This window comes from Shewanella sp. (assembly GCF_041630135.1).
Lineage (GTDB): Bacteria > Pseudomonadota > Gammaproteobacteria > Enterobacterales > Shewanellaceae > Shewanella.
Genome location: NZ_JBFKLW010000001.1, coordinates 54,881 through 77,867 on the forward strand (window position 1 = coordinate 54,881; position 22,987 = coordinate 77,867).

20 protein-coding genes are annotated in these 22,987 nt (G+C 50.4%); 13 read left to right on the forward strand and 7 right to left on the reverse strand.

All coding sequences use genetic code 11. The features are described 5' to 3' along the window. Window positions 1–6 precede the first annotated feature (6 nt). Together ABYK60_RS00265 and ABYK60_RS00270 are read left to right on the forward strand one after the other, a co-directional pair. The gene (locus tag ABYK60_RS00265) at window positions 7–1,101 is read left to right on the forward strand and encodes a response regulator transcription factor (protein ID WP_372869730.1); all 1,095 of its coding nucleotides are present in this window, start codon (window positions 7–9) and stop codon (window positions 1,099–1,101) included. Window positions 1,102–1,217: 116 nt separating this feature from the next. Continuing rightward, the gene (locus tag ABYK60_RS00270) at window positions 1,218–1,757 is read left to right on the forward strand and encodes a hemerythrin domain-containing protein (RefSeq protein ID WP_372869732.1); all 540 of its coding nucleotides are present in this window, start codon (window positions 1,218–1,220) and stop codon (window positions 1,755–1,757) included. Between the two features lie 45 nt (window positions 1,758–1,802). Here the strand turns inward: ABYK60_RS00270 and ABYK60_RS00275 are convergent, their stop codons facing one another. The 5 genes from ABYK60_RS00275 to ABYK60_RS00295 form a co-directional block, all read right to left on the reverse strand. Then, complete coding sequence (locus ABYK60_RS00275; RefSeq protein ID WP_372869734.1) at window positions 1,803–1,988, reverse strand: DUF3545 family protein; 186 nt, start codon at window positions 1,986–1,988, stop codon at window positions 1,803–1,805. Window positions 1,989–2,189: 201 nt separating this feature from the next. Next, entirely contained in the window at window positions 2,190–3,827 is a 1,638-nt protein-coding gene (gene pgi, locus ABYK60_RS00280; RefSeq protein WP_372869736.1) for a glucose-6-phosphate isomerase, read from the reverse strand. A gap of 19 nt (window positions 3,828–3,846) precedes the next feature. Then, on the reverse strand, window positions 3,847–4,800 hold the full coding sequence (gene tal / locus ABYK60_RS00285) for a transaldolase (protein ID WP_372869737.1): 954 nt from the start codon (window positions 4,798–4,800) through the stop codon (window positions 3,847–3,849). A 208-nt stretch (window positions 4,801–5,008) separates the two neighbouring features. Further along, the gene (locus tag ABYK60_RS00290) at window positions 5,009–6,118 is read right to left on the reverse strand and encodes an OmpA family protein (RefSeq protein ID WP_372869739.1); all 1,110 of its coding nucleotides are present in this window, start codon (window positions 6,116–6,118) and stop codon (window positions 5,009–5,011) included. Between the two features lie 220 nt (window positions 6,119–6,338). Then, a complete protein-coding gene (locus ABYK60_RS00295) occupies window positions 6,339–8,705 on the reverse strand; it encodes a phosphoketolase family protein (RefSeq protein WP_372869741.1) in 2,367 nt (788 codons plus the stop codon). A 429-nt stretch (window positions 8,706–9,134) separates the two neighbouring features. Here ABYK60_RS00295 and ABYK60_RS00300 point away from each other — a divergent pair, with 429 nt between their 5' ends. Both ABYK60_RS00300 and yaaA read left to right on the forward strand, forming a co-directional pair. Next, the gene (locus ABYK60_RS00300; RefSeq protein WP_372869743.1) at window positions 9,135–10,577 is read left to right on the forward strand and encodes an alanine/glycine:cation symporter family protein; all 1,443 of its coding nucleotides are present in this window, start codon (window positions 9,135–9,137) and stop codon (window positions 10,575–10,577) included. Window positions 10,578–10,675: 98 nt separating this feature from the next. Further along, window positions 10,676–11,449 carry a peroxide stress protein YaaA gene (gene yaaA, locus ABYK60_RS00305; protein WP_372869746.1) on the forward strand — a complete coding sequence of 258 codons (774 nt, stop codon included), beginning with the start codon at window positions 10,676–10,678 and terminating at the stop codon, window positions 11,447–11,449. 89 nt (window positions 11,450–11,538) lie between these two features. On the opposite strand, the gene ABYK60_RS00310 is transcribed toward yaaA, so the two are convergent. Then, window positions 11,539–12,942 (reverse strand): M20/M25/M40 family metallo-hydrolase, encoded by a 1,404-nt coding sequence (locus ABYK60_RS00310; protein WP_372869748.1) that lies wholly within the window; start codon window positions 12,940–12,942, stop codon window positions 11,539–11,541. Between the two features lie 135 nt (window positions 12,943–13,077). On the opposite strand from ABYK60_RS00310, the gene ABYK60_RS00315 reads away from it, so the two are divergent. Next, a complete protein-coding gene (locus ABYK60_RS00315) occupies window positions 13,078–13,374 on the forward strand; it encodes an ArsR/SmtB family transcription factor (RefSeq protein WP_372869750.1) in 297 nt (98 codons plus the stop codon). A 54-nt stretch (window positions 13,375–13,428) separates the two neighbouring features. On the opposite strand, the gene rpsT is transcribed toward ABYK60_RS00315, so the two are convergent. Beyond that, window positions 13,429–13,695 carry a 30S ribosomal protein S20 gene (rpsT, locus tag ABYK60_RS00320; protein WP_372869751.1) on the reverse strand — a complete coding sequence of 89 codons (267 nt, stop codon included), beginning with the start codon at window positions 13,693–13,695 and terminating at the stop codon, window positions 13,429–13,431. Window positions 13,696–13,948: 253 nt separating this feature from the next. Here rpsT and murJ point away from each other — a divergent pair, with 253 nt between their 5' ends. The 8 genes from murJ to ABYK60_RS00360 all read left to right on the forward strand — a co-directional run bounded on the left by murJ (window position 13,949) and on the right by ABYK60_RS00360 (window position 22,979). After that, entirely contained in the window at window positions 13,949–15,514 is a 1,566-nt protein-coding gene (gene murJ, locus ABYK60_RS00325; RefSeq protein ID WP_372869753.1) for a murein biosynthesis integral membrane protein MurJ, read from the forward strand. A 58-nt stretch (window positions 15,515–15,572) separates the two neighbouring features. After that, window positions 15,573–16,508 carry a bifunctional riboflavin kinase/FAD synthetase gene (gene ribF, locus ABYK60_RS00330; RefSeq protein ID WP_372869755.1) on the forward strand — a complete coding sequence of 312 codons (936 nt, stop codon included), beginning with the start codon at window positions 15,573–15,575 and terminating at the stop codon, window positions 16,506–16,508. Window positions 16,509–16,550: 42 nt separating this feature from the next. Further along, window positions 16,551–19,373 carry an isoleucine--tRNA ligase gene (gene ileS / locus ABYK60_RS00335; RefSeq protein WP_372869757.1) on the forward strand — a complete coding sequence of 941 codons (2,823 nt, stop codon included), beginning with the start codon at window positions 16,551–16,553 and terminating at the stop codon, window positions 19,371–19,373. A gap of 8 nt (window positions 19,374–19,381) precedes the next feature. After that, on the forward strand, window positions 19,382–19,888 hold the full coding sequence (gene lspA, locus ABYK60_RS00340) for a signal peptidase II (protein ID WP_372869759.1): 507 nt from the start codon (window positions 19,382–19,384) through the stop codon (window positions 19,886–19,888). A 3-nt stretch (window positions 19,889–19,891) separates the two neighbouring features. Further along, window positions 19,892–20,311: an FKBP-type peptidyl-prolyl cis-trans isomerase gene (gene fkpB / locus ABYK60_RS00345; RefSeq protein ID WP_372869761.1), complete on the forward strand. Its 420-nt coding sequence runs from the start codon at window positions 19,892–19,894 to the stop codon at window positions 20,309–20,311. A gap of 11 nt (window positions 20,312–20,322) precedes the next feature. Beyond that, window positions 20,323–21,252 (forward strand): 4-hydroxy-3-methylbut-2-enyl diphosphate reductase, encoded by a 930-nt coding sequence (gene ispH / locus ABYK60_RS00350; protein ID WP_372869892.1) that lies wholly within the window; start codon window positions 20,323–20,325, stop codon window positions 21,250–21,252. A 228-nt stretch (window positions 21,253–21,480) separates the two neighbouring features. After that, window positions 21,481–21,999, forward strand: coding sequence for a type IV pilus modification protein PilV (gene pilV / locus ABYK60_RS00355; RefSeq protein WP_372869763.1), 519 nt, complete (start codon window positions 21,481–21,483; stop codon window positions 21,997–21,999). Between the two features lie 17 nt (window positions 22,000–22,016). After that, on the forward strand, window positions 22,017–22,979 hold the full coding sequence (locus tag ABYK60_RS00360) for a PilW family protein (protein WP_372869765.1): 963 nt from the start codon (window positions 22,017–22,019) through the stop codon (window positions 22,977–22,979). Window positions 22,980–22,987: the final 8 nt, after the last annotated feature.

Sequence of the window (22,987 nt, forward strand, 5' to 3'; positions counted from 1 at the left end):
GAATTGATGGATCAATTGAATGTGTGGATAGTGGACGATGATATTGATTACTGCCATCTGATGCGGGAAGTATTGCAGCAAGATTACCAGGTGGATTTGTTTTTCAATGCTCATAGTTACAAAAAGGCGCTGAGTGATAGAACGCCTGATATTGTATTAATGGATATCAGCTTGCCTGATACTTCGGGCATTACTCTGTGTGGTGAGTTGCAGCAGGCTGGTATTGACAGTGCTGTGATTTTTGTCTCCGGCATGAATACGCTGGATGAGCGGCTCAAATCCTATGGGGCAGGCGGAGTGGACTTTATTGCCAAGCCATTTGAATTGAAGGAATTAATGGCAAAAACTCATGCCGTGGCCAACTATCAGATAAAGAAACGCTCTTTGGCAGAGGCAGAAAGTTTTTCCCGTAATATGGCATTTCAATCAATGAGTGAGTCGTCTCAGTATGGGGCTGTATTGCAGTTTTTTCGTCAATGTTTCTTGTGCATCGATTATCAAGAGCTTGCTGACGCCTTTTTTGACTTGATGAATCAGCTTGAATTGAAGTCGTGCCTTGAGATCCGCCTGGATGAACCCATGTATTTTGTTCCTGAACATACAGCCATCAGCCCAATAGAAGCCAACATATTTGAGCTGTTAGATCATCAGGGGCGCTTGTATGACTTTGGTGCACGCACCATCTGTAACGATAAGCACGTGTCATTTTTAATTAAGAATATGCCGCTTCATGATGAAGTGATGTACGGCCGTATCCGTGATGTTATTGCGGTGGTTGTGGAAGGCCTGGAAGCTCGGATCCTGGATATATCCCGTCAGCAAACGTTGAAAAAGACTATCGCCAATATCCAACAATTGGTGATAGGTCTGTCCAGCAGCATCCACGAAAGTGATGAACGCTTCAGCCAGGCTCTGACCAATGTCACCTCTGAAATCCGAGCCAGCTTTCATGTGCTGGACATGACTGAAGATCAAGAAAACTTTTTTACAGGATTAGTTGAGCGTAACCTGCGGGAAGCCAATTCAGCCAGTAATGCCTTTCTGCGGTTACAAGGGGCACTCAAGTCAATGGCGGAGGCACTTGAGCGCAGTAGTGCGTAAGCTAAAAGCTTGATCCTAATCACATTGGTCTTTTGAGAGCCTTTGCTATAGTGGTTAAGGCTCAGGCAGTTGACTACTATGTATAAGAGAAACAGACATTGGCTGGGGGAAGACCTATGCTCAACAGACTGATGAGAGATCACAAGCATATTGCCATTTTGCTTAAGATCCTTAATAAAAAACGCGCGATGCTGGAAAGCGGGAACAGCGTTAATTTTAATTTGGTGCGTGATATTGTGGAGTATATGCAGAGCTACGCTGAGCATAGTCACCATCCCCTTGAAGACGTTATATATGACTACTGTCTGCAAAAATATCCATCGGTACCCAGGCTTGAGCGTCTGAGCCGTGAGCACCAAACTTTGGTGGAGTCTTCTGCGGCGCTGATGGGCACATTAAACCTCATTCTGTGTGATGTGGTGGTGGCCAAAGAAAAGCTGATTGATGATCTTTCCGGATACGTTCGTAGTCAGGAAGAGCATATGCAGTTTGAAGAGCGAGAAATGTTTCCGGTGTTGGCCAAGCAGCTTACTGATAAAGATTGGCACGAGATAAATGAGCTTTGTCTGATTAAATTAGTTGAAGATCCACTTTTCAGTGATAATGACAATCAATTGTTTGATGAATTGAAAAATTATTTGGCACAGTCGGATTGAACTGCAAATCATAAAAAAGAGCGCCTTGAGGCGCTCTTGTTATTTTCAAGCCAGGAGGCTTTCGACATCGTAATCAAAGTTGGAGTCGATATCCTGCAATTCCTTCAGCAGACGATGCTTATCCTTCAGCGCTTCGATTTCCCTCCATTTACGTTTTTTAGTGGAGCCCTTGGAGCGACCTGGTCTTTCTACGACTTCATCTAGCGCACTACCATAATCTAAACGATCCATGGCAACCTCCTGTTGTTGTATGTTTTCTCAGCAATTAAATACCACACATGGCAAATAGGGTGCAAGAAGAATGTTTCTAATCTGTTAAGGAGGTATGACGGTTGGGTGAAATTTCCAGTTTTGCATTAAGTGTTTGATATTTGTTGAAAAACAAAAAGCCGGCAGAGCCGGCTTTTTATGTTCTGTATTCAGAATAAGGACTTAGATATGCCCTTGGCGGAACAGGTTAATCAGTGCGTTACTGGATGAATCCAGTTCGGTGGCATTTTTATCGGCACCGAGTCTGTCCAGCACGTCATTGCCCAGAGTCTTGCCAAGCTCCACGCCCCATTGGTCGAAGGAGTTGATGTCCCAAATAACGCCTTGCACAAAGGTTCTGTGTTCATAAAGCGCAATCAGGGCACCCAAAGTTGCCGGTGTCAGTTTATCCATCAGCAGGGTGTTGCTGGGCTTATTGCCGTCCATCACCTTGTGACGGGCAATAAGGGTTTTCTCATCTTCAGCAAGCTTGCTGAAGGCGAGTTCCGCCAAGGCTTCTTCAAAGGTCCGGCCCTGCATCAGTGCCTGGGTCTGGCCGAAGCAGTTGGACGCCAGCTGTGCGTGGTGTTCACCCAGCGGGTTATGGCTTTGCAGCGGCATAATAAAATCGGCCGGGATCAGAGCTGTGCCCTGGTGCAGCAACTGATGATAAGCGTGCTGGCCGTTGGTGCCTTCGCCGCCCCAAATCACGGGGCCGGTGCTGAAGTCGACGGTGTCGCCTTCGAGCATCACTGATTTGCCGTTACTTTCCATATCCAGCTGCTGGAAGTATGCCGGCAGGCCGCGCAGGTAGTGATCGTAGGTCAGTACTACGTGGGATTGGGCATTGAAGAAGTTGCCATACCAAACAGACAGCATCCCCATGATAACCGGCATATTTTCAGCCAGTGGCGCAGAGGTGAAATGTTCATCCATCTCGCGGGCACCGGCGAGCAGGGCGCGGTAATTGTCCATGCCGACCATCAGCGCAATCGGCAAACCAATGGCAGACCAGAGAGAGTAACGGCCGCCAACCCAGTCCCACATCGGGAAGATATTGGCTTCATCGATACCAAATTCGGTTGCCTTGGCCACGTTGGAGGTGACTGCGGCAAAGTGCTTGGCTACATCAGCCTGAGTTGCACCGCTTTGTAAGAACCAGTCGCGGGCGCTCAGGGTGTTGGTCAGGGTTTCCTGGGTACCAAATGATTTGGACGACATCAGGAACAGGGTGGTTTCCGGGTCAACCAGCTTGAGCTTTTCAACCAGCGAGGTGGCATCGACGTTGGCCACAAAATGACAGTTCAGTTTACCGCTCCAGTATGGACGCAACGCCTGAGTGGCGATTTTCGGACCAAGGAAGGAGCCACCGATACCTATGCTGACGATGTCAGTGATGGCTTTGCCGGTGTAACCGCGCCACTCGCCAGAGGTAATAGAAGCAACGAAGGATTCGATTTTATCCAGGGTTGCATGAACTTCAGGCACCACGTTGATACCATCCACTTCCACTACAGCGCCCTTGGGGGCACGCAGCGCGGTGTGCAGTACGGCGCGCTTTTCTGTGGTGTTGATAATGTCACCGGCGAACATGGCCTTAATTCGCGCTGGCAGTTGAGCCTGCTGCGCCAGACCAAACAGGGCACTGAGCACCGCTTCATTCACACGGTTTTTGGAGTAATCCAAAAACAGGCCACAGGCTTTCAGTGACATTTTGTTGAAACGTGTGCTGTCAGTCGCAAAAAGTTCACGCATATGGGGCAGATTGTTGGAATATTCCTTCAGTTTCTGCCACTCGGGTGTATCGGTAACTCGACTCATTCGTTGCTTCCCCGCGTTGTCAGGCCAGTTTCGCCTTAAGCATCTCTTCCAGTTTACCTTGATCGATGGCGAAGTTACGGATCCCTTCTGCCAGTTTCTCAACGGCCATGGCATCCTGATTCATTTCCCAACGGAATTCGGCTTCGTTCATTACAGGACCCGGCGCAACGGTTTCAGTTGCAGGAGTCAGTTTACGCACCACAGGAGTGTTGCTTGCGGCCATTTCTTCGAGCAGTGATGGGCCAATGGTCAGACGGTCACAACCGGCCAGTTCTATGATTTCGCCCGTGTTACGGAAACTGGCGCCCATCACCACAGTCTTGTAACCGTGGCGCTTGTAGTAGTCATAAATTTCAGTCACTGACACGACACCTGGGTCTTCGCTGGCGCTGTAATCTTTGCCGGTAGACTTTTTATACCAGTCGAGAATACGGCCTACGAAAGGTGAAATCAGGAATACGCCAGCCTCAGCGCAGGCGCGAGCCTGAGCAAAGCTGAACAGTAGTGTGAGGTTACAGTTGATGCCTTCTGCTTCCAGTTCCTTTGCGGCGCAAATGCCTTCCCAGGTTGAAGCCAGTTTGATGAGAATGCGGCTCTTATCGATTCCCGCGTCCTGATACAGACGGATGAGTTTGTGCGCCTTGGCAATGGAACCTGTTTTATCGAATGACAGACGCGCATCTACTTCGGTAGAAATACGGCCGGGTACCAATTTAAGGATTTCCAGACCAATATTAACCGCCAGTTTGTCAGCGGCATCTTCAATCTGAGTCGCTTGGTCATTGCTTTGGCTCTTGGCCCAGGCAATGGCGTTGTCGATAAGACCGGCGTATTCAGGAATTTGGGCCGCTTTCAATATCAGTGAAGGATTGGTGGTGGCATCTTCAGGCTGCGAACGCTTAATTGCCTCGATATCGCCGGTATCAGCCACGATGGTGGTGAAGGATTTGAGTTGCTCTAAGGTATTGGCCATGGATCTTGTCCTTTTTGAAAAGCCGCCGGAGCGCCGGAGTTATAGACTCAATATTAGAAGCGATTTTGCACTTTTTTCCAACCGCGACATGAAAAAAAATTACAAAAACGACTTAAAATTTCCATTCGGGAATCGTTTATCGATACTTGTGGCATCAGCAATGAAAAAAGCCACTGCAAGGCAGTGGCTTTCAAGCAAGACTCAAGAATTACTTGAGCACAGCTACCTTTTCAGAGCCAGTTACAACTGCTTCTACGCGGCGGTTGGCTGCGTGAGCTTCGGCAGTATTGCCTTCCATAACTGGATTGCTGATACCGTAACCTTTGGCTGTTACGCGGTCAGCACTGATACCGTACTTTTCAACCAGCAGTTTGGCTGTAGCGTTGGCACGCTTTTCAGACAACTTTTGGTTGTAATCGGCGTTGCCTACATTTGAGGCATGGCCACCGATTTCTACGGTTGAACCTGGGTGCTGGTTCATGTAGTTAGCCAGCTTTTCCACGGACTCATAAGAACTTGGATTAATTACTGATGAGTTGTTGGCAAAGCGCAGAGAACCCAGATTATGTGTTGTCACGTCATCTTTGTAGACAGTACAACCATCGGCGTCAACTTTATGGTTGGCTGGCGTGGCTGGGCACTTGTCCAGATCGTCAGTTACACCGTCGTTGTCAGAGTCTGCCGGTGCAACTACAACCGGGGCGGCCACTGGCGCTGGCTTGGACTCGCTGCCGAAACGGTAGCTCAGTTCCAGACCCCAGTAGTTGCTTTCCATTTCCAGGGTGTTCCACTTATCTTCGTCAAGGTTTTCATAACGACGATATTTGGCGGACAGTTTCAGGTTGTCGGTAAAGTTGTAGCCGATACCTGCGCCAATGAATGGAGCAACACCGCTGTCGCTGTAGTACTTTGAACCCCACTGCTTGTTGTTATAAACCAGATAGTTCATAGCACCGGCTTCAGCAGAAAGGCTCCACTTGGCGGCGAAAGGCCAGAAAGCAACCAGACCGAGTGAAGTGCCCTTGGCGCCCACATCGTTCAGGGCGTTGGCGTAGTCAATCCATTCAGCGCGACCCAGGTCACGATAACCCAGTTCTACACCGAAGTAGTCATTGAACAGGTAACCTGCGAATACGTCCCATGCATAGGGGCTGTCTTCACCGCAAACTTTCATGGTTTTTTGATCGCAATTTGGCTCGTAGTTATTAATACCTACACCACCACCCACGTACCATGGGCTCATGCCTTCATCAGATGCCATTACACCGAATGGCAGTACAGATGCGAGCAGTGCTACTTTCAATGAGTTATTCATCATTATTCTCCAAGTCCATTATTTGATGTTTTTCACCATTATGCTTCGAAAGCATAGCCTGCACTTTATTGTGGTGTATTCCATTTGTGTTTTAGCAAGCCCTGTTTATTATCCATGCTAATCAGACGTATTGCTACAGAACATTCTTTTTTACGAAGAAAATAAAAAGGCACTCATCACGAGTGCCTTTGTTGTTACAGCGGATTATCTGCTAGGTGCAGTATCAGCGGGTCCAAATCCAGTTTTCGATATAGGTTGGATCTACGCCATTTGCCTTGATGTAGTTTTTGTGGTCAACCAGGCGTTGCAGCATGTCAGTAGTGATGGCCACGTGCTGGGTCTCATCAATAATACCTTGCTGGAACAGCTTGTACGCCATATCGATCACCAGGTGGTAGCGGGAGGTACCGTTACGCACGCCCATGTCGAATGGAGTGGTGGTTGAGCCTTCTTCTTCGTAGCCTTTGATGCGGAATCTGTGGCTGCCCTTGTAATCGAATACCAGCTTCTTGATGGTGTTCGGATAACCGTGATAGTTAAATACTACACCTTTATCTTTGGTGAAGATTTCATCCATCATCCATGGCTTTTGCTGGAACTTGCGGCTACCCAGACCATTGGAGTTAAGTTCTGAGACACTCACAAAGCGGACACGTACCCGTGGCAGCAGTTCGCGAATGAGCACCAGCGAGGCCATACATTCCTGGGTGGCATAGTCACCACAACCGGCCAGTACCACATCCGGGTCTTCATCTGAGGCAAAGTCCCAAATCATCAGACCATCTTTGGCCTGGCGGCGGGCTTCATCCAGAGTCAGCCATTGAGGCAGCTCTTTCTTACCGGCTACGATGATGTTCAGTTTGTCGCGGTCAGCGTAGGCACGCTCGGTGTAAACCAGGGTGCTGTTGGCATCGGCTGGCAGGTAAGCAGAGATGATCTCTGGGTGTTTTTCCAGCATGGCACCAAGGAAACTTGGGTTCTGGTGCGAGTAACCGTTGTGATCCTGACGCTCCAGCAATGAAGACAGTACTACGTTGCAAGAAGGCAGCGGCTTACGGAAGTGCACCCCCTGGCTTGCATAGACGTACTTACAGTATTGGTCAGCCATGGACGATATAACCTGAGAGAAAGCCTCATAGGTTGGGAACATACCGTGACGGCCGGTTACTGTGTAACCATGCATCATGCCGAACAGCAGGTTTTCAGACAACAGTTCCAGTACGCGGCCGTCGCGGGCCATGTCCTGATCCCAGCTCTCAATAGGCCACTGCCAGGCGCGGTCAGTTTCTTCAAATACTGCTTGCAACTGGTTGGAGTAAGTCTCGTCCGGGCTGAAGATACGCAGGTTACGCTGATCGCGGTTAAGCTTGAAGGCTTCGCGCATCCACTCGCCCATTTTGTTCATTGAGTAGCCGCGGTGACCGCGAGGTACTTCTGGACCATAGGACAGTTTTGACAGATCTGGGTTAGACAGGGCTCGAACCACTTCACCGCCATAAGACAGGCGCTGACGACCAATGGTCAGCTCTTTTGGTGGAATAAGACTGGCGATTTCTGCATCGAACTCAAGTGCGCCCTGTTCGTTAACTTTGTAAAGCTCAGCAAAACCGTAGCTTGACAGCCAGTTGTCCAGTGCATCCAGGTGTTTCTTGTCGGTGGCGCACTTGTTGACAATAACCTGGTGCGACTCGCAGTTACCTTCGAGTTTCTTACCGTTATCTTCTGATACACCGGTCCAGCCCTTGGCTGTGCGCATCAGGATCACTGGCCAGCGTGGCTTACATACATCTTCACCGCTGCGGGCGCGGGTTTGGATGTCATTGATCAAATCGTATGCGAGATCCATGGCGTTGGTCATCTGCACATAGACATCTTCTTCTTGCTGGTCATCAACGATAATTGGGTGATAACCGAGACCACGGAACTCGAGATCCAGTTCTTCGTGGCTCATACGGCCCATGCGGGTTGGACCGGAGATCTTGTAACCGTTAATGTGTACGATAGGCAGCACAGCACCACAGGTAGCAGGGTTAATCAGGCGGTTGGCATACCATGAGGCTGCCAGAGGGCCTGTTTCGGCCTCACCGTCACCCACAAGTACAGTGGCAATAAGGTCAGGGTTATCCAGTACAGCACCAAAACCCACAGACAAAGAGTAGCCCAGTTCACCACCTTCGAGGATCTGGCCAGGAGCTTCTGGGTTGGCGTGTGAAGGATAGCCATATGCAGCTGAAAATTTCTTACAGATATCTTCAATGCCGGTTTCATTATATGGGATGGTTTCTGGGTAATAGTGACTCAGAGAGCCTTCAATGAAGAGGTTGGCCTGAACTGCTGGGAAACCATGGCCTGGGCCGACGAGATAAAGGAAAGGACGCTTGTGTTTTACGATGAGACGGTTAACGTTGGCATAGACAAAGTTGATGCCGGGACAGGTACCCCAGTGGCCGAGTAGTCTGGGTTTGATGTCTCCATGGGCCAGTGGCCTTTTGTGCAACACATTCTGCTTGAGATAAATTTGTGACGTGGCCAGGAAGTTGGTGGCACGCACAAATTTCTTCAGTGCGCTAATCTCGTGCGGTTGAGTCATAATAAGCCTCTCGATGCTTAAAATGGTTAATCGGAAGTGTTCTTGGGTGCTACTATATTTGTAATTTTTTTACAAAAATGTGCCCAACCTCCAATTTTCCAAAGTTTAATTCACTAACTTTCTCCCTTAATCTAGTTCTGTTTCGATTGTTAATCGAATTTTAACAGTATCTTATCTCTGTATTTTGTGCGTGATAAGGGTGTCGTATAAATGCGTAAACGTGAGCTTGATCACGCGGATTATTTGAAATACTGTGCTAATTTGCCGCGTCCCTTGGGCGCTACGTAGCTGTAACCGTGCTGAAATTTAGCCACGGAAAGGATAAAATTATATAAAAATTACAGCTAATCATGATCTTGCAAAGATCAGTCGCAACAGCGGCCCGCGAGTGGAGCTCAGGGCTGTTGCAGAAGGAATGAAGTACAAATTATGTTTGAAACTATTGTGAATTTTTTAAATGCGCTGCTTTGGGGCAAGTTGCTGGTATACGGACTCGTCGGTGCTGGTCTGTATTTTACCGTTCGATTGGCCTTTATCCAGCTGACGCATTTTCGGCATGGTATAAAAGTGTTAACCATTAGTCGGCAGGGTGGAAATGGCGGACTGTCGTCCTTTCAGGTGTTTTGCACCAGCATGGCCGCCCGTGTAGGTGCGGGGAATATGGCTGGTGTGGCTGTGGCTATCGGTATGGCCGGACCCGGAGCCGTGTTCTGGATGTGGGCCATTGCTGTGCTCGGTATGGCCACGGCCATGATTGAGTCGACCCTGGCGCAAATCTACAAAGTTAAAGATGAAGACGGTCAGTTCCGTGGCGGCCCTGCTTATTATATGGAGAAGGGTCTGGGTCAGCGCTGGATGGGTGTGTTGTTCTCGTTGTTCCTGATTCTTGCCTTTGGATTGGTGTTTAATGCCGTTCAGGCCAACACCATCACAGGTGCCATGGAGCGGGTGTTTGGTTTTGACCCCATGTATGTGGGAATTGCCATCGTTGTGGCCAGCGGTTTTGTGATCATGGGCGGCCTGCGCAAGGTGGCCAGGGTATCTGAAATCGTGGTGCCCTTTATGGCACTGGCGTATTTGCTTATTGCCTCTGTGGTGGTGGTGTTCAACCTTGAGAAGCTGCCTGATGTGTTCATGCTGATAATTAAGAGTGCCTTTGGCTGGCAGGAAGCGGTTGCCGGCGGCGTGGCTTACAGTGTGGCTCAGGCTATGCAGGCTGGTATCGCCCGTGGTTTGTTCTCTAACGAAGCCGGTATGGGCAGCGCTGCTAACGTGGCTGCCAGTGCGTCGCCTAATCCAAACCATCCTGCGTCACAGGGCTTTGTGCAGATGATGGGCGTGTTTGTTGATACCCTGGTGATCTGTACCGCCACCGCAGCTATTATTTTGCTTGCCGGTGATATGGGCGGCGAAAGCGATGGTATTAAGCTCACTATCGATGCCTTGACCAGTCATGTGGGCGAATGGGGTGGCGCCTTTATCGCGTTTGCGATTTTGCTGTTCTGCTTTACCTCTATCATCGCCAACTACTCTTACGCCGAAACCAACGTGATGTTCCTGTCTGGCAACCGTAAGAAGGCGCTGCCAGTATTTCGTGTCGCAGTGCTCGGTATGGTGATGTTCGGAGCCATGGCCAAGATTAGTCTGGTATGGGATTTGGCAGATGTGTCCATGGGGTTGATGGCGATTGTGAATATTGTGGCGTTGGTGCTGCTGTCAGGTTTGGCTATCCGGGTGATTAATGACTACCGTGATCAGCTGAAGAACGGCGATATGCCTGTGTTCGATCGTAGTAAGTTCCCTGAGCTTGATGGTCAGGTTGAAACTGACATCTGGCCGAAAACAGCCCGTGCCGAGGCAAGTGAAAGCTGAGTCGATTAGCTTAATCTGAAAAAACCACGCCCTTCTGGCGTGGTTTTTTTATATCGCTTGGGTATCATAACCTCAGACAAGAGGAGACAGAGATATCTATGCTGGTTGTTATTTCCCCCGCTAAAACATTGGATTATGAAAATTCAGCCCCAACAGGTGAGTTTACTGTGCCGGAATTTGTCGAGCACAGCCGAGAGCTGATTGATGTCTGCCGTGCCCTCACACCTGCGGATATCGCCTCCCTGATGTCGGTCAGTGACAAAATTGCCGGGCTCAATGCTGCACGCTTTGCCAGCTGGTCCCCTGAATTTTCGCTGGAAAATGCCAAGCAGGCGTTGTTTGCCTTTCGTGGCGATGTGTACACCGGCCTGGATGCCGACACCCTGAGCGCGGACGAGCTTGGTTATGCCCAGTCCCACCTGCGGATGTTATCAGGCCTTTATGGGCTGCTTAAGCCGCTGGATTTAATGCAGGCCTACCGGCTCGAGATGGGTACAGGCCTCGCCAACGGTCGTGGCAAGAACCTGTATGAGTTCTGGGGCAGTATTATCACCGACAAACTCAACGAAGCCCTGGCAGCCCAGGGTGACGATGTTTTGGTGAATCTAGCGTCCAATGAGTACTTCAAAGCTGTGTCTGCCAAACATATCCAGGGCACAGTGGTCAGCCCGGTATTTAAAGACGCCAAGAATGGCCAGTATAAAATAATCAGTTTCTACGCGAAAAAGGCGAGGGGACTGATGACCCGCTTTATTCTGGCGACCCGGTCAACCAGTATTGAAGCGCTTCATGACTTCAATTACGACGGCTATTACTACAGCCCAGAGCAGTCCAAACCGTTGCAGCCGGTGTTTTTGCGGGAAGAGCGCTAAACCTGCTGAAAGTGGTTAAAAGCGGACAGTTCAATTGAGTAATAAAAAAACGCGGCTATTGGCCGCGTTTTTTTATGGGATAGCGGGAATTATTCCTTGGCAGGTAAGGGGCGTAGCGCCACATCGCTGTTTGCCATCATCCAGGCGAACTGGGCATAGACAGCTACGTTTTGCGTTAAGGCTTCTGGATCAATCTTATCCAGGGTATCGTTTGGCGTGTGGTGATAGTCGAAGTAATCACTGCCATCCTGACGCAGTGAGGCGACAGGTACCCCAAGGGCAGGCAACATAGACACATCCGGGCCACCCGAGGCCTTGTTGTTGCCGGCCAAGACTCCCAGCTTTTCCGAGACAGCCATGGCAGATAGCATGCTCTGGTGAGCGCTATCGGTCACCCGCCAGTCAATCTGATAAATACGTCCTGCACCGAAGTCGGATTCGGCAGCAATGTAATGCTTGGCAAGCTCGGCCTCATGGGCCTTGGCATATGTCTTGCCGCCCACCAGACCAACTTCCTCTGCAGCATATAGCACCACCCGAATGGTACGGGCAGGTTTTTGTGGCAGGTCGAGAATATGTTTGGCCGCCGCGGTAACTATGGCGACGCCAGCGCCGTCATCAATAGCGCCGGTTCCTTCATCCCAGGAGTCCAGATGGGCACCTATCAACACAATTTCATCGGCCTTGGTGGTGCCACGCACTTCGGCAATCACATTGTAGGAGGTGGCTTCGCCGCGTCGCTCTGAGCCCAGTTCCAGCGATACCACCACGCTGTGATTACGTTTCAGCATGGCGTGAATTAAATCGGCATCCGGGTTGGAAATAGCTGCGGCGGGAATGGGCGTAATGCCATCTTGGTAATGCATCATGCCAGTATGCGCCATACGGTCGTGGTCGGTCCCTATGGAGCGAATAATAATGGCAAGTGCCCCCTTCTGGGATGCTGCAATGGCGCCGCGGCTGCGGCCACCGGCGGTTTTGCCGTATCCGGCACCGTCACGGTGACGCTCGGTTTTAGCATCGATAAAGGCAATTTTTCCCGTCAGAGAGCCTGCTGGTGCTTGGTTCAGGGCATCCAGACTGTCAAAACGTGCGATAGGGGCGCTGATCCCGCCCTCTGGTGTGGCGACACTGCCGCCAAGTGCAGTAATTACCATGGGCTGAGGGAAGGGGCTTTTGATGCTGGCGCGGGCGATTCCGCGGTGCCAAACCGGCACTGTTACCGGTTCTTTATAAACCTTATCGAAACCAAGGCTGGTGAGTTTGGCCATGGCCCAGTCAACGGCCACTTTATCCTGAGCACTGCCGGCCAGTCTGGGGCCCACTTCAACTGTCAGAGATTCCACAATATCAAAGCCAAGTGAAGAAGCCTGGGCTTTTTGGGCAAGTGCTTTTGCAACTTCATGATTTTTATTAATTGTCGCGTGAGCAGAAAGACTTGCTGTGCATGCTGCCAGCATGACACCAGCCAAAATCTTGGGTAGGGTTTTCATGTGTTTCCTCGAATTTTTTTATATACATCCCATTTTTGAAAACAATCTAACAAAAAGTGTGGGCTGTGTCCCGACGCGTTCTGTAAGCCAACGCTATATTAGGCTCGGGGTTTGTATTAGGAGAAAATGCTCGTAATGAATATAGAATTGATGCAGGAGCGAGCTGATCATGCAGTGGTGCTGCTCAAGGCACTGGCCAATGAACGTCGATTGTTTATTTTGTGCCATCTGCTGAATGAGGGCGAGATGTGTGTTGGTGAGATGAACAAGAAACTGGGACTGAGTCAGTCTGCCTTATCGCAGCACCTGGCCTGGCTTCGTAAAGACAATCTCGTCACAACCCGCAAGGAAGCTCAGACGGTGTTTTACTCATTGAAGAGTGACGAGGTGAAAGAAATCATCAAATTACTCAACAATATATATTGCCATTGAGCAGATATAAAAAAACCGGCCTGAGCCGGTTTTTTTACGTCTTGCTGGCAGCAATTAAGCAGCCAGAGCCTTGATACGGGCGTTCAGACGAGCCTTATGACGGGCAGCCTTGTTCTTGTGGATCAGGCCTTTGGTAGCCATACGGTCAACGATAGGCTGAGCCACGGTGAAGGCTTCGGTAGCAGCTTTGTGATCGCCAGCTTTGATGGCAGCGATAACTTTCTTCACGTAGGTACGCAGCATTGAGCGACGGCTGGCGTTGTGCTGGCGACGCTTTTCAGATTGAAGCGCGCGCTTCTTTGCAGTCTTGCTGTTAGCCAAGGTGCAACTCCTAAAAACTTGGGATTGATACTTTCAAAGGTCGAGGAATATGCCCGTATTTTGCCACCTTGTCAATGGCAATGGTTGAATATCGGCCATAAAAGCAAATTAATCCAACCCGACTTGGCTATCTTCAACCCAACTCGTGTAAAATGTGGCGCAATTCTACCAGCAAATACTGCCGTGTGACAGAGCTTGAAGCGTTTTTTTCCAAGATATCACCCGCATTTTCCGTACCTTTCCAGGGGGCGTTTTGAGCAAGAAACTTCTGAAGTCAGGGATGATAGTCAGTGCCATGACGTTGATCTCTCGTGTATTAGGTCTAATCCGGGACATGGTTGTGGCCAATCTGATGGGGGCCGGAGCCAGCGCTGATGTATTCTTTTTCGCCAATAAAATTCCTAATTTTTTGCGCAGGCTATTTGCCGAAGGCGCATTTGCGCAGGCATTTGTACCGGTTCTGACCGAATATCAGGAAAAGCGCAGCAGCGATGAGACCCGTGAACTGCTGTCCAAAGTCGCCGGTACTCTGGGTGGGCTGGTGACTATAGTGACCTTGTTTGGGGTAATAGGTTCGCCAATTCTGGCTGCGCTCTTTGGTGGTGGCTGGTTTTTGGATTGGCTCGAAGGCGGTGAAAATGCAGCTAAGTTCGAACTTGCCGCTTTGATGTTAAAGATCACCTTTCCTTATTTGTGGTTTATCACCTTTACTGCGCTGGCTGGGTCTATTCTCAATACCCGTGGTCGCTTCGCAATTTCAGCTTTCACCCCGGTATTCCTCAATGTCGCCATTATTGCCTCAGCGCTGTGGTTTTCGCCCTCACTTGAGCATCCTGAGATTGGACTGGCATGGGGGGTGTTTGCCGGTGGTGTTATCCAGTTTTTGTTTCAAATTCCGTTTTTGTACCGTGAACGGGCATTGGTAAAGCCCTCGTGGGGGTGGCACCACCCCGGAGTGACCAAAATCCGCACCCTGATGATACCGGCGTTGTTCGGTGTGTCGGTGTCGCAAATTAATTTGTTGTTCGATACCTTTATTGCCAGTTTCCTGATGACGGGCTCTATCAGCTGGCTCTATTACTCTGACCGTTTACTTGAATTTCCGCTCGGACTGTTTGGCATTGCCATCGCCACAGTGGTATTGCCCGCACTGTCGAAAAAGCATGTTAATGATGAAGGGGACGGCTTTGCCAAAACCATGGACTGGGGGGTGAGGGCGATTCTGCTTCTGGGCATGCCTGCGATGTTGGGGTTGATAGTGCTGGCCAAACCCATGTTAATGGTGCTGTTTATGCGCGGTGCCTTTGATATCAGTGATGTGGAAATGGCGTCATATAGTCTGATGGCCTATGGTGCAGGCCTGCTCAACTTCATGCTGATCAAAGTGTTGGCACCTGGTTATTACTCTCGTCAGGACACCAAAACACCAGTGCGTTACGGTATTGTTGCCATGGTGAGCAATATGGTGTTCAACATTCTGTTTGCAGTACCCTTTGGATATGTGGGGCTGGCGATTGCAACTTCGTTATCAGCGCTGCTCAATGCTGCACTGCTTTATCGTGGTTTGCATAAAGCCGGTGTCTATAAAGTGGCAAGAACAACGTTGGTGTTTTTTGCCAAGGTGACTGTGTCTACCCTCGCTATGACGGCGCTGCTGTGGTATCTGTTGCCTGCGCAGTCGATGTGGCTTGAGTGGCATATTGGTGAGCGCGCCGGTGCACTCGCAGGCTATATTGGGCTGGGCGCTGTGGTGTATGGGGTATCGCTTATTCTGCTGGGGATTAAGCCGTGGCAGATGAAACGCGTCCGCAAGGGCTGATTCTCGGCGTCAGCTGAGATATAATCCGCCAATTTACGTACGCCAGTTGTCAGGTCACATGGAATTAATCCGCGGAATTCACAATATTTTGCCCGCCCATCGGGGATGTGTGCTAACCATAGGTAACTTTGACGGTGTTCATCGCGGGCACGCCAAAGTGATTGCCAGTTTGGTTGAGCGGGCCAAGCATTTTGGATTGCCTGCGACCTTGATGACCTTTGAACCCCAACCACAGGAGCTGTTTCGTGGCGATGATGCGCCGTCGCGTCTGAGTTTGCTGCGTGACAAAATAGTGCTGCTGGACGAGCTGGGCATTGATAGATTGTTGTGCGTCAACTTTAACAACAAGTTCGCCTCCATGGATTCAGAGCACTTTATCGAAGACCTGTTGGTTCGTAAGCTTGGGGTGAAGTACTTGGTGGTTGGCGATGATTTTTGCTTCGGCAAGGGTCGTGCCGGTAATTTCGAGATGTTAAAAAAGGCTGGCGAGCGTTTCGGCTTTGCCGTGGTCAACACCCACTCATTTATGGTGGGCGACCTGCGAGTGAGTTCTACCGCAGTGCGCGAGCAGCTCGCCAAGGGCCATTTGGAGCAGGCAAGACGGCTGCTTGGCCATCCTTTTACCTTAAGTGGCCGCGTAGCCCATGGGCAAAAGCTTGGCAGGACGATAGGCTTTCCCACGGCCAATATTGCGCTTAAGCGCAAAGTGGTACCTGTGCGCGGCGTGTTTGCCGTCAAGCTCTGGTGGGATGGCAGTGATATATATGAAGGGGTGGCCAATGTGGGTTTCAGGCCAACAGTAAATGGACAGGTGTGCCAACTTGAGGTGCATCTGTTTGATTTTGAAGGCAACCTCTATGGCAAACGGGTGGAAGTGGAGCTGGTGGCGAAAATTCGCGACGAGCAGCCCTTTGAATCCCTCGATGCCCTGAAAAAACAGATTTGGAACGATGCCGACAGAGCCCGGGCTCTGCTTGGTGACGATGCAGGTTGAGTAAAACGCTAAAACTATTTGGCAATTAACGGTATAGGATCGATGAGCGACTATAAATCTACTTTGAATTTGCCGGAAACTGAGTTTCCGATGCGTGGGAATCTGGCTAATCGCGAGCCCGCAATGCTTGAGCGCTGGAACAAGGACAAGCTGTATCAGCAGATCCGTGACAGCCGCATTGGCCGCAAGCCATTTATCCTGCACGATGGCCCTCCCTACGCCAACGGCAGCATTCACATTGGTCACTCTGTAAACAAGATCCTCAAAGACATCATTATCAAGTCCAAAACCATGGCGGGCTTCGATGCCCCTTATGTGCCGGGTTGGGACTGCCATGGTCTGCCTATTGAGCTTAAAGTAGAGCAAAAAGTAGGTAAGCCTGGTCAGAAGATTTCTGCCGCCGAATTCCGTGAAGAGTGCCGCAAGTATGCTGCTGCTCAGGTTGAAGGTCAGCGCGAAGACTTTATCCGTCTGGGCGTGCTGGGTGACTGGCACAACCCATACCTGACTATGGACTTTGCCACTGAAGCCAACATAGTGCGCTCACTGGCTAAAGTTATCTCCAACGGCCACCTGCAAAAAGGTGTCAAGCCAGTACACTGGTGTACCGACTGTGGCTCGGCGTTGGCCGAAGCCGAAGTGGAGTACGAAGATAAGACGTCTCCTGCCATCGACGTGGGTTTCAATGTGGTTGATAAGTCTGCGCTGCTGGCCAAGTTTGGCGTAGCACAGTACGGCCAAGATATTGCCATGGTTATCTGGACCACCACCCCCTGGACTCTGCCTGCCAACCGCGCGCTGGCCGTATCCGGCGACCTTGAATATGTGCTGGTGTCCTTTACTAAAGAGGACGTGACCCGTGCCATTTTGGTGGCTGACGTACTGCACGAAGACTGTGTGAAGCGTTTTGGCGCCGAGTCATTCGAAGTGCTGGGCCGCGTAAAAGGCAGCGAGCTTGAGCTGATGCGCTTTGCTCACCCTTTCCTCGACTTTGACGTGCCGGTAATTTTGGGCGACCACGTGACCACCGATGCCGGTACCGGTGTGGTGCACACCGCCCCTGGCCATGGTCAGGATGACTTTGTGGTAGGGCAGAAGTATGGTCTGGAAGTCGCCAATCCTGTGAGCGACAACGGCGTGTATAAGGCCGATACGCCTTTCTTTGCCGGTCAGCATGTCTTTAAAGCCAACGACAACGTGGTAGCGCTTTTGAAAGAAAAAGGCTCGCTGCTGAACCATGTGGCTTACCGTCACAGCTACCCACATTGTTGGCGCCACAAAACACCAATCATTTTCCGCGCAACCCCGCAGTGGTTTATCTCCATGGATAACCAGGGCCTGCGCAGCACTGCACTGGGCGAAATTAAAGACACCCAGTGGATCCCTGATTGGGGCCAGAGCCGTATTGAGACCATGGTCGCCAATCGTCCTGACTGGTGTATCTCTCGTCAGCGTACCTGGGGCGTGCCTATCACCTTGTTTGTTAACAAGGAAACCGAAGAGTTGCACCCAGATTCAGTCTCCTTGATGGAGCGCGTGGCGCACCGCATCGAGCAGCAGGGCATTCAGGCCTGGTGGGATCTGGACGCGGCCGAACTGCTAGGCGATGAAGCCGACCAGTATCGCAAAGTGACCGATACGCTGGACGTTTGGTATGACTCAGGTTCGACTTTCGAAACCGTGGTGGCTGCCCGTCCTGAGTTCCAGGGCCATGGCGTGGATCTGTACCTGGAAGGCTCGGATCAGCACCGCGGCTGGTTTATGTCGTCGCTGATGCTGTCTAGCGCCATGCATGCCAAGGCGCCTTACAAGCAGGTGCTGACCCACGGCTTTACCGTGGATGGCAAGGGCCGCAAGATGTCCAAGTCCATCGGCAACGTGATTGCGCCTCAGGAAGTAACCAACAAGCTCGGCGCAGACATCCTGCGTCTGTGGGTCGCTGCCACCGATTACAGCGGTGAGATGAGCGTATCCGATGAAATCTTGAATCGCGCCGCCGACTCTTATCGCCGTATCCGTAACACAGGTCGTTTCCTGCTGGCGAACCTCAATGGTTTTGAGCCTGAAACCGACATGGTAGCCGTAGAAGACATGGTTGCGCTGGATCGCTGGATGGTGCGCCGCGCCGCCAAGGTGCAGAGCGAAATCATTGCCGCCTATGAGCAGTACAATTTCCACATGGTGACCCATAAGCTGATGCAGTTCTGCTCAGTAGAGCTCGGCAGCTTCTATCTGGACATCATTAAGGACCGTCAGTACACCGCCAAGCGTGAAAGCCATGCACGTCGCAGCTGTCAGTCTGCGCTGTTCCACATCGCCGAAGCCATGGTGCGCTGGATTGCGCCTGTACTGAGCTTCACTGCCGATGAAATTTGGCAGCTGTTGCCTGGTAAGCGTGAAGCCTATGTGTTCACCCAGGAATGGTATGAAGGCCTGGAGTCAATCACGCTGGAAAGCGATTTGGCCGACAGCCACTGGGAACTGCTGCTTTCTGTGCGTAACGAAGTGAATAAAGAGCTTGAGCAGGCGCGCCGAGACAAGGTGCTGGGTGGTTCGCTTGAAGCTGCAGTGACCCTGTATGCCGATACTGAACTTGCTGCCAAGGTAGCCGTGCTCGGGGATGAACTGCGCTTTGTGCTGTTGACCTCGGACGCCAAGGTATTGCCTATTGATGCTGCGCCCGAATCGGCTGTTGCCACTGAGCTTGCCGGTCTTAAGGTGTTGGTTGCCAAGACAGAAGCTGCCAAGTGCGAGCGTTGCTGGCATCACCGTGAAGATGTGGGTTCAGTTGAAGCCCATCCAAGCCTGTGTGGCCGCTGTGTGACCAACATTGAGGGTGAGGGCGAAGCCCGCGCCTTTGCATAAGGATGGCCATGCAACTGAATTGGAAAGAAAGTGGCTTGCGCTGGTATTGGGTAGTGGTGGTGGTGTTTTTGGCCGACCAGCTGTCCAAGCAGTGGGTGCTGGCCAACTTTGACCTGTATGAGTCGGTCAAGCTGCTGCCGTTTTTTAACTTCACCTATGTGCGCAACTATGGCGCTGCCTTCAGCTTCCTGCATGACGCAGGGGGCTGGCAGCGCTGGCTGTTTACGGCGGTGGCTGTGGGCTTCAGCGTGCTGTTAACCATTTGGCTGCGTAAGCAGCCAGCCAACATGGTGCGCCTGAATCTGGCCTACACCCTGGTAATAGGCGGAGCGCTTGGGAATCTGGTTGACCGTCTGATGCACGGTTTTGTGGTGGATTTTCTCGATTTTTATTGGAACACCGCCCATTACCCTGCGTTCAATATTGCTGATGCCGCCATCTTTATCGGTGCCGTGCTGATTATTATCGACAGCTTTAGCGCGTCCAGCTCGGATGACAAGGCCATCAAGGAGTAACACATGAGCCAAAAGTCGTTGCTGTGCCATATGAATATTCTCTTATCTGATGGCTCTACTGCCGACAGCACTAAGGCATCGGGTAAGCCGGCACGTCTCAATATTGGTGATGGCAGCCTGAGTCCGGCGTTTGAAGCTGAACTCGGTGCACTTAAGGCGGGTGATTCGCACAAGTTCACCCTGCAGCCTGAGGATGCCTTTGGTGAAGTGAATCCTGATGCGATTCATCATCTCGATCGCAGCCGCTTCCCCGCCGATATGCAGCTGGAAACGGGCGTTATTGTCAGTTTTTCCGGCCCCGGTGGCAGCGAAATTCCAGGTATTGTCCGTGATGTGGCTGGCGATTCTGTGACAGTTGACCTGAACCATCCACTGGCCGGTCAGGCCGTGACCTTCGAGCTGGAAGTGCTGGAGGAACTTTGATGACTGGACAGATGAACATTCTGCTCGCCAATCCACGGGGCTTTTGTGCCGGGGTGGATCGCGCCATCAGCATCGTTGAGCGCGCCCTTGAGCTGTTTTCGCCACCTATATATGTGCGTCACGAGGTGGTGCACAACCGTTATGTGGTGCAAAACCTCAAAGACCGTGGTGCTATTTTCGTAGAAGAGCTGCATCAGGTGCCGGATAACAGCATAGTGATCTTCTCTGCCCACGGGGTGTCACAGGCGGTGCGTGCCGAGGCCAAAAAGCGTGGTCTGAAGGTATTCGATGCCACTTGCCCGCTGGTGACCAAGGTGCACCTGCAGGTAACCCGTGCCAGCCGCAAAGGGGTTGAATGCATCCTGATTGGTCATGAAGGCCATCCGGAAGTTGAAGGTACCATGGGCCAGTACGATAACCCTGAGGGTGGCGTTTATCTGATTGAGTCGGTGGAAGACGTCGAAGCGCTTCAGGTGAAAGACCCGGATAACCTGTGCTTCGTCACCCAAACTACATTGTCGGTTGACGATACGCTGGACATCATCGCGGCGCTGCAGGCGAAGTTTCCGTCCATTGAGGGGCCACGCAAGGACGATATTTGTTACGCCACTCAAAATCGCCAGGATGCAGTGCGCAGTCTGGCGACTCAGGCCAAGCTCTTCATCGTTGTTGGGTCTAAAAACAGTTCTAACTCCAACCGGCTTCGCGAACTTGCCGAAAAGTCGGGTACCCAGGCTTATCTCGTCGATAATGCGACTGATGTACAAGCCCAGTGGTTTGCCGGTGTCGATAGAGTGGCCGTGACAGCCGGTGCATCTGCACCGGAAGTGTTGGTCAAGCAGGTTATTGATGCCATTACCCATCTTGCGCCCAGCGTAGTGACTGAGGTTGAAGGTCGAAAAGAGGACGTTGTTTTTGCCGTACCTGTCGAACTTAGATGATTGTTTGAAAATAAAATGTTAAAAAAGAGGCGCAAGCCTCTTTTTTATTACCGGAAGGTTATCGGTATAATGGAATCGTTTCTTAGATGCTATTGTTACTGGCAGCAAACAATGGGCTAAACTATGATTAACTCGTGGGGCGGTTAATGCTGGTAACGTTAAGATTTTAAAAGGTAATTTCTTGGTTTTGTTGTCAAAAAAATGTCGAATACCGGAGATTTGACGCTGATGAATAAGTTCAGGAATGGATTTTCCCTGATAGAAGTGATGGTCGCACTGGTGATACTGGTGGTGGGCCTTATTGGCATTTTTAATTTGCATATCGTTTCTAAGCGAGGGAGTTTCGAGTCTTTTCAGCAGACCCAGGCTTCATACTATGCCAATGATATTATTAACCGGATGAAGCTGAATCCAACTCAATTAGCAACTTATGCAGGTACCTATAGTGGTGTACCAACTACTGTCACTAAGCAATGTCAGGGAGCTGTGGTGTGTTCTTCTTCAGAGATGGCTAATTGGGATTTATACGAATGGCAGACATTGTTTAATGGCAATGCGGAGAAGGTTGGAACTCAAAGTGTGGGTGGGTTGGACTCACCTACAGCTTGCGTTGTGGTAAATGGGAATAATGTATCTGTGACCATGGCTTGGAAAGGTATTCGTGAAACGTCTATCGAATCAGGAGCTAATGATTGTGGTTCGTCAACTTCCAATCGTCGACTCTTTTTGGTTCAAACGGTGATCTAATCGGGATGAAGATTTTAATGATGCGTACTCAGTCAGGGATGTCTCTTGTCGAGTTAATGGTAGCACTCGTGATTAGCCTGTTTTTGTCAGCAGGTATTTTCACGATGTTCAGTATGTCTTCTTCAAATGTGACGACTACAAGCCAGTTTAATCAATTACAAGAAAACGGCCGTATAGCCTTGGCCATTATGGAGCGAGATTTAAGTCAGCTCGCTTTTATGGGAGATATGACGGGAACCGATTTCATTGTGGGCAGTAACACAACAATATCAAGCGCAGCAGTTCCTAATGATTGTATTGGTGGCGGCGTAAATAATGCGACGTTACCTAATGGCACTGCCTCACATTTCAGACGAATTTGGGGCTATGAGGCGGGTGTTAGTGGTACGAGCTTTAATTGTTTGAGTGGAGTTAATGCAAAAACAGACGTTCTGCAAATTAAAAGGCTGGTTGGCCCTAATACGTTAACACCAAATGTGGCGTCAAATCATTATGTTGCAACGACTTCAAGTCAGGCCATCTTTTTTACCGGCAATCAGGTTGCACCGGCTCTTGAGAATAGTCGTTATTGGGAGTATCAGCATCATATTTATTTTATAAAAAGTGATGGAGCAATCCCGGTATTACGGAGAAGGACGCTTTCGGTCGTTAATGGCATGAATAACGAAGAGCAATTGGTTGAAGGTATCGAAAACTTAAGAGTTTTATACGGTGTGGACGATGATGGTGATGATATTCCCAATCGTTATGTTCCGGTTGGTAGTGTTGATACTGTTATGTGGGATAACCAATCATTTCAGCGAATCGTTGCATTAAAAGTGTTTTTGCTCGTTCGTTCGGTGGAGCAGGATGCCAGCTATACAAACGAGACTCAATTTCAGTTAGGGGATAAGGTCATATTGGCGCCTAAAGATCATTTTAGGCGTAAGGTAATGTCAACCACTGTGATGCTTGAAAATCCTGTGTTGATTAGGAATTGAATGAGGTT

Excerpts from the sequence above, each read along its gene's own strand:
- ileS (WP_372869757.1), top strand. The coding sequence starts at position 16,551 with ATGAGCGACTATAAATCTACTTTGAATTTGCCGGAAACTGAGTTTCCG.
- ribF (WP_372869755.1), top strand. The coding sequence starts at position 15,573 with ATGGAATTAATCCGCGGAATTCACAATATTTTGCCCGCCCATCGGGGA.
- ABYK60_RS00300 (WP_372869743.1), top strand. The coding sequence starts at position 9,135 with ATGTTTGAAACTATTGTGAATTTTTTAAATGCGCTGCTTTGGGGCAAG.
- fkpB (WP_372869761.1), top strand. The coding sequence starts at position 19,892 with ATGAGCCAAAAGTCGTTGCTGTGCCATATGAATATTCTCTTATCTGAT.
- ABYK60_RS00295 (WP_372869741.1), bottom strand. The coding sequence starts at position 8,705 with ATGACTCAACCGCACGAGATTAGCGCACTGAAGAAATTTGTGCGTGCC.
- pilV (WP_372869763.1), top strand. The coding sequence starts at position 21,481 with ATGAATAAGTTCAGGAATGGATTTTCCCTGATAGAAGTGATGGTCGCA.
- pgi (WP_372869736.1), bottom strand. The coding sequence starts at position 3,827 with ATGAGTCGAGTTACCGATACACCCGAGTGGCAGAAACTGAAGGAATAT.
- ispH (WP_372869892.1), top strand. The coding sequence starts at position 20,323 with ATGAACATTCTGCTCGCCAATCCACGGGGCTTTTGTGCCGGGGTGGAT.
- ABYK60_RS00275 (WP_372869734.1), bottom strand. The coding sequence starts at position 1,988 with ATGGATCGTTTAGATTATGGTAGTGCGCTAGATGAAGTCGTAGAAAGA.
- ABYK60_RS00290 (WP_372869739.1), bottom strand. The coding sequence starts at position 6,118 with ATGATGAATAACTCATTGAAAGTAGCACTGCTCGCATCTGTACTGCCA.
- ABYK60_RS00265 (WP_372869730.1), top strand. The coding sequence starts at position 7 with ATGGATCAATTGAATGTGTGGATAGTGGACGATGATATTGATTACTGC.
- tal (WP_372869737.1), bottom strand. The coding sequence starts at position 4,800 with ATGGCCAATACCTTAGAGCAACTCAAATCCTTCACCACCATCGTGGCT.
- ABYK60_RS00315 (WP_372869750.1), top strand. The coding sequence starts at position 13,078 with ATGAATATAGAATTGATGCAGGAGCGAGCTGATCATGCAGTGGTGCTG.
- ABYK60_RS00310 (WP_372869748.1), bottom strand. The coding sequence starts at position 12,942 with ATGAAAACCCTACCCAAGATTTTGGCTGGTGTCATGCTGGCAGCATGC.
- ABYK60_RS00360 (WP_372869765.1), top strand. The coding sequence starts at position 22,017 with ATGATGCGTACTCAGTCAGGGATGTCTCTTGTCGAGTTAATGGTAGCA.
- lspA (WP_372869759.1), top strand. The coding sequence starts at position 19,382 with ATGCAACTGAATTGGAAAGAAAGTGGCTTGCGCTGGTATTGGGTAGTG.
- ABYK60_RS00270 (WP_372869732.1), top strand. The coding sequence starts at position 1,218 with ATGCTCAACAGACTGATGAGAGATCACAAGCATATTGCCATTTTGCTT.
- yaaA (WP_372869746.1), top strand. The coding sequence starts at position 10,676 with ATGCTGGTTGTTATTTCCCCCGCTAAAACATTGGATTATGAAAATTCA.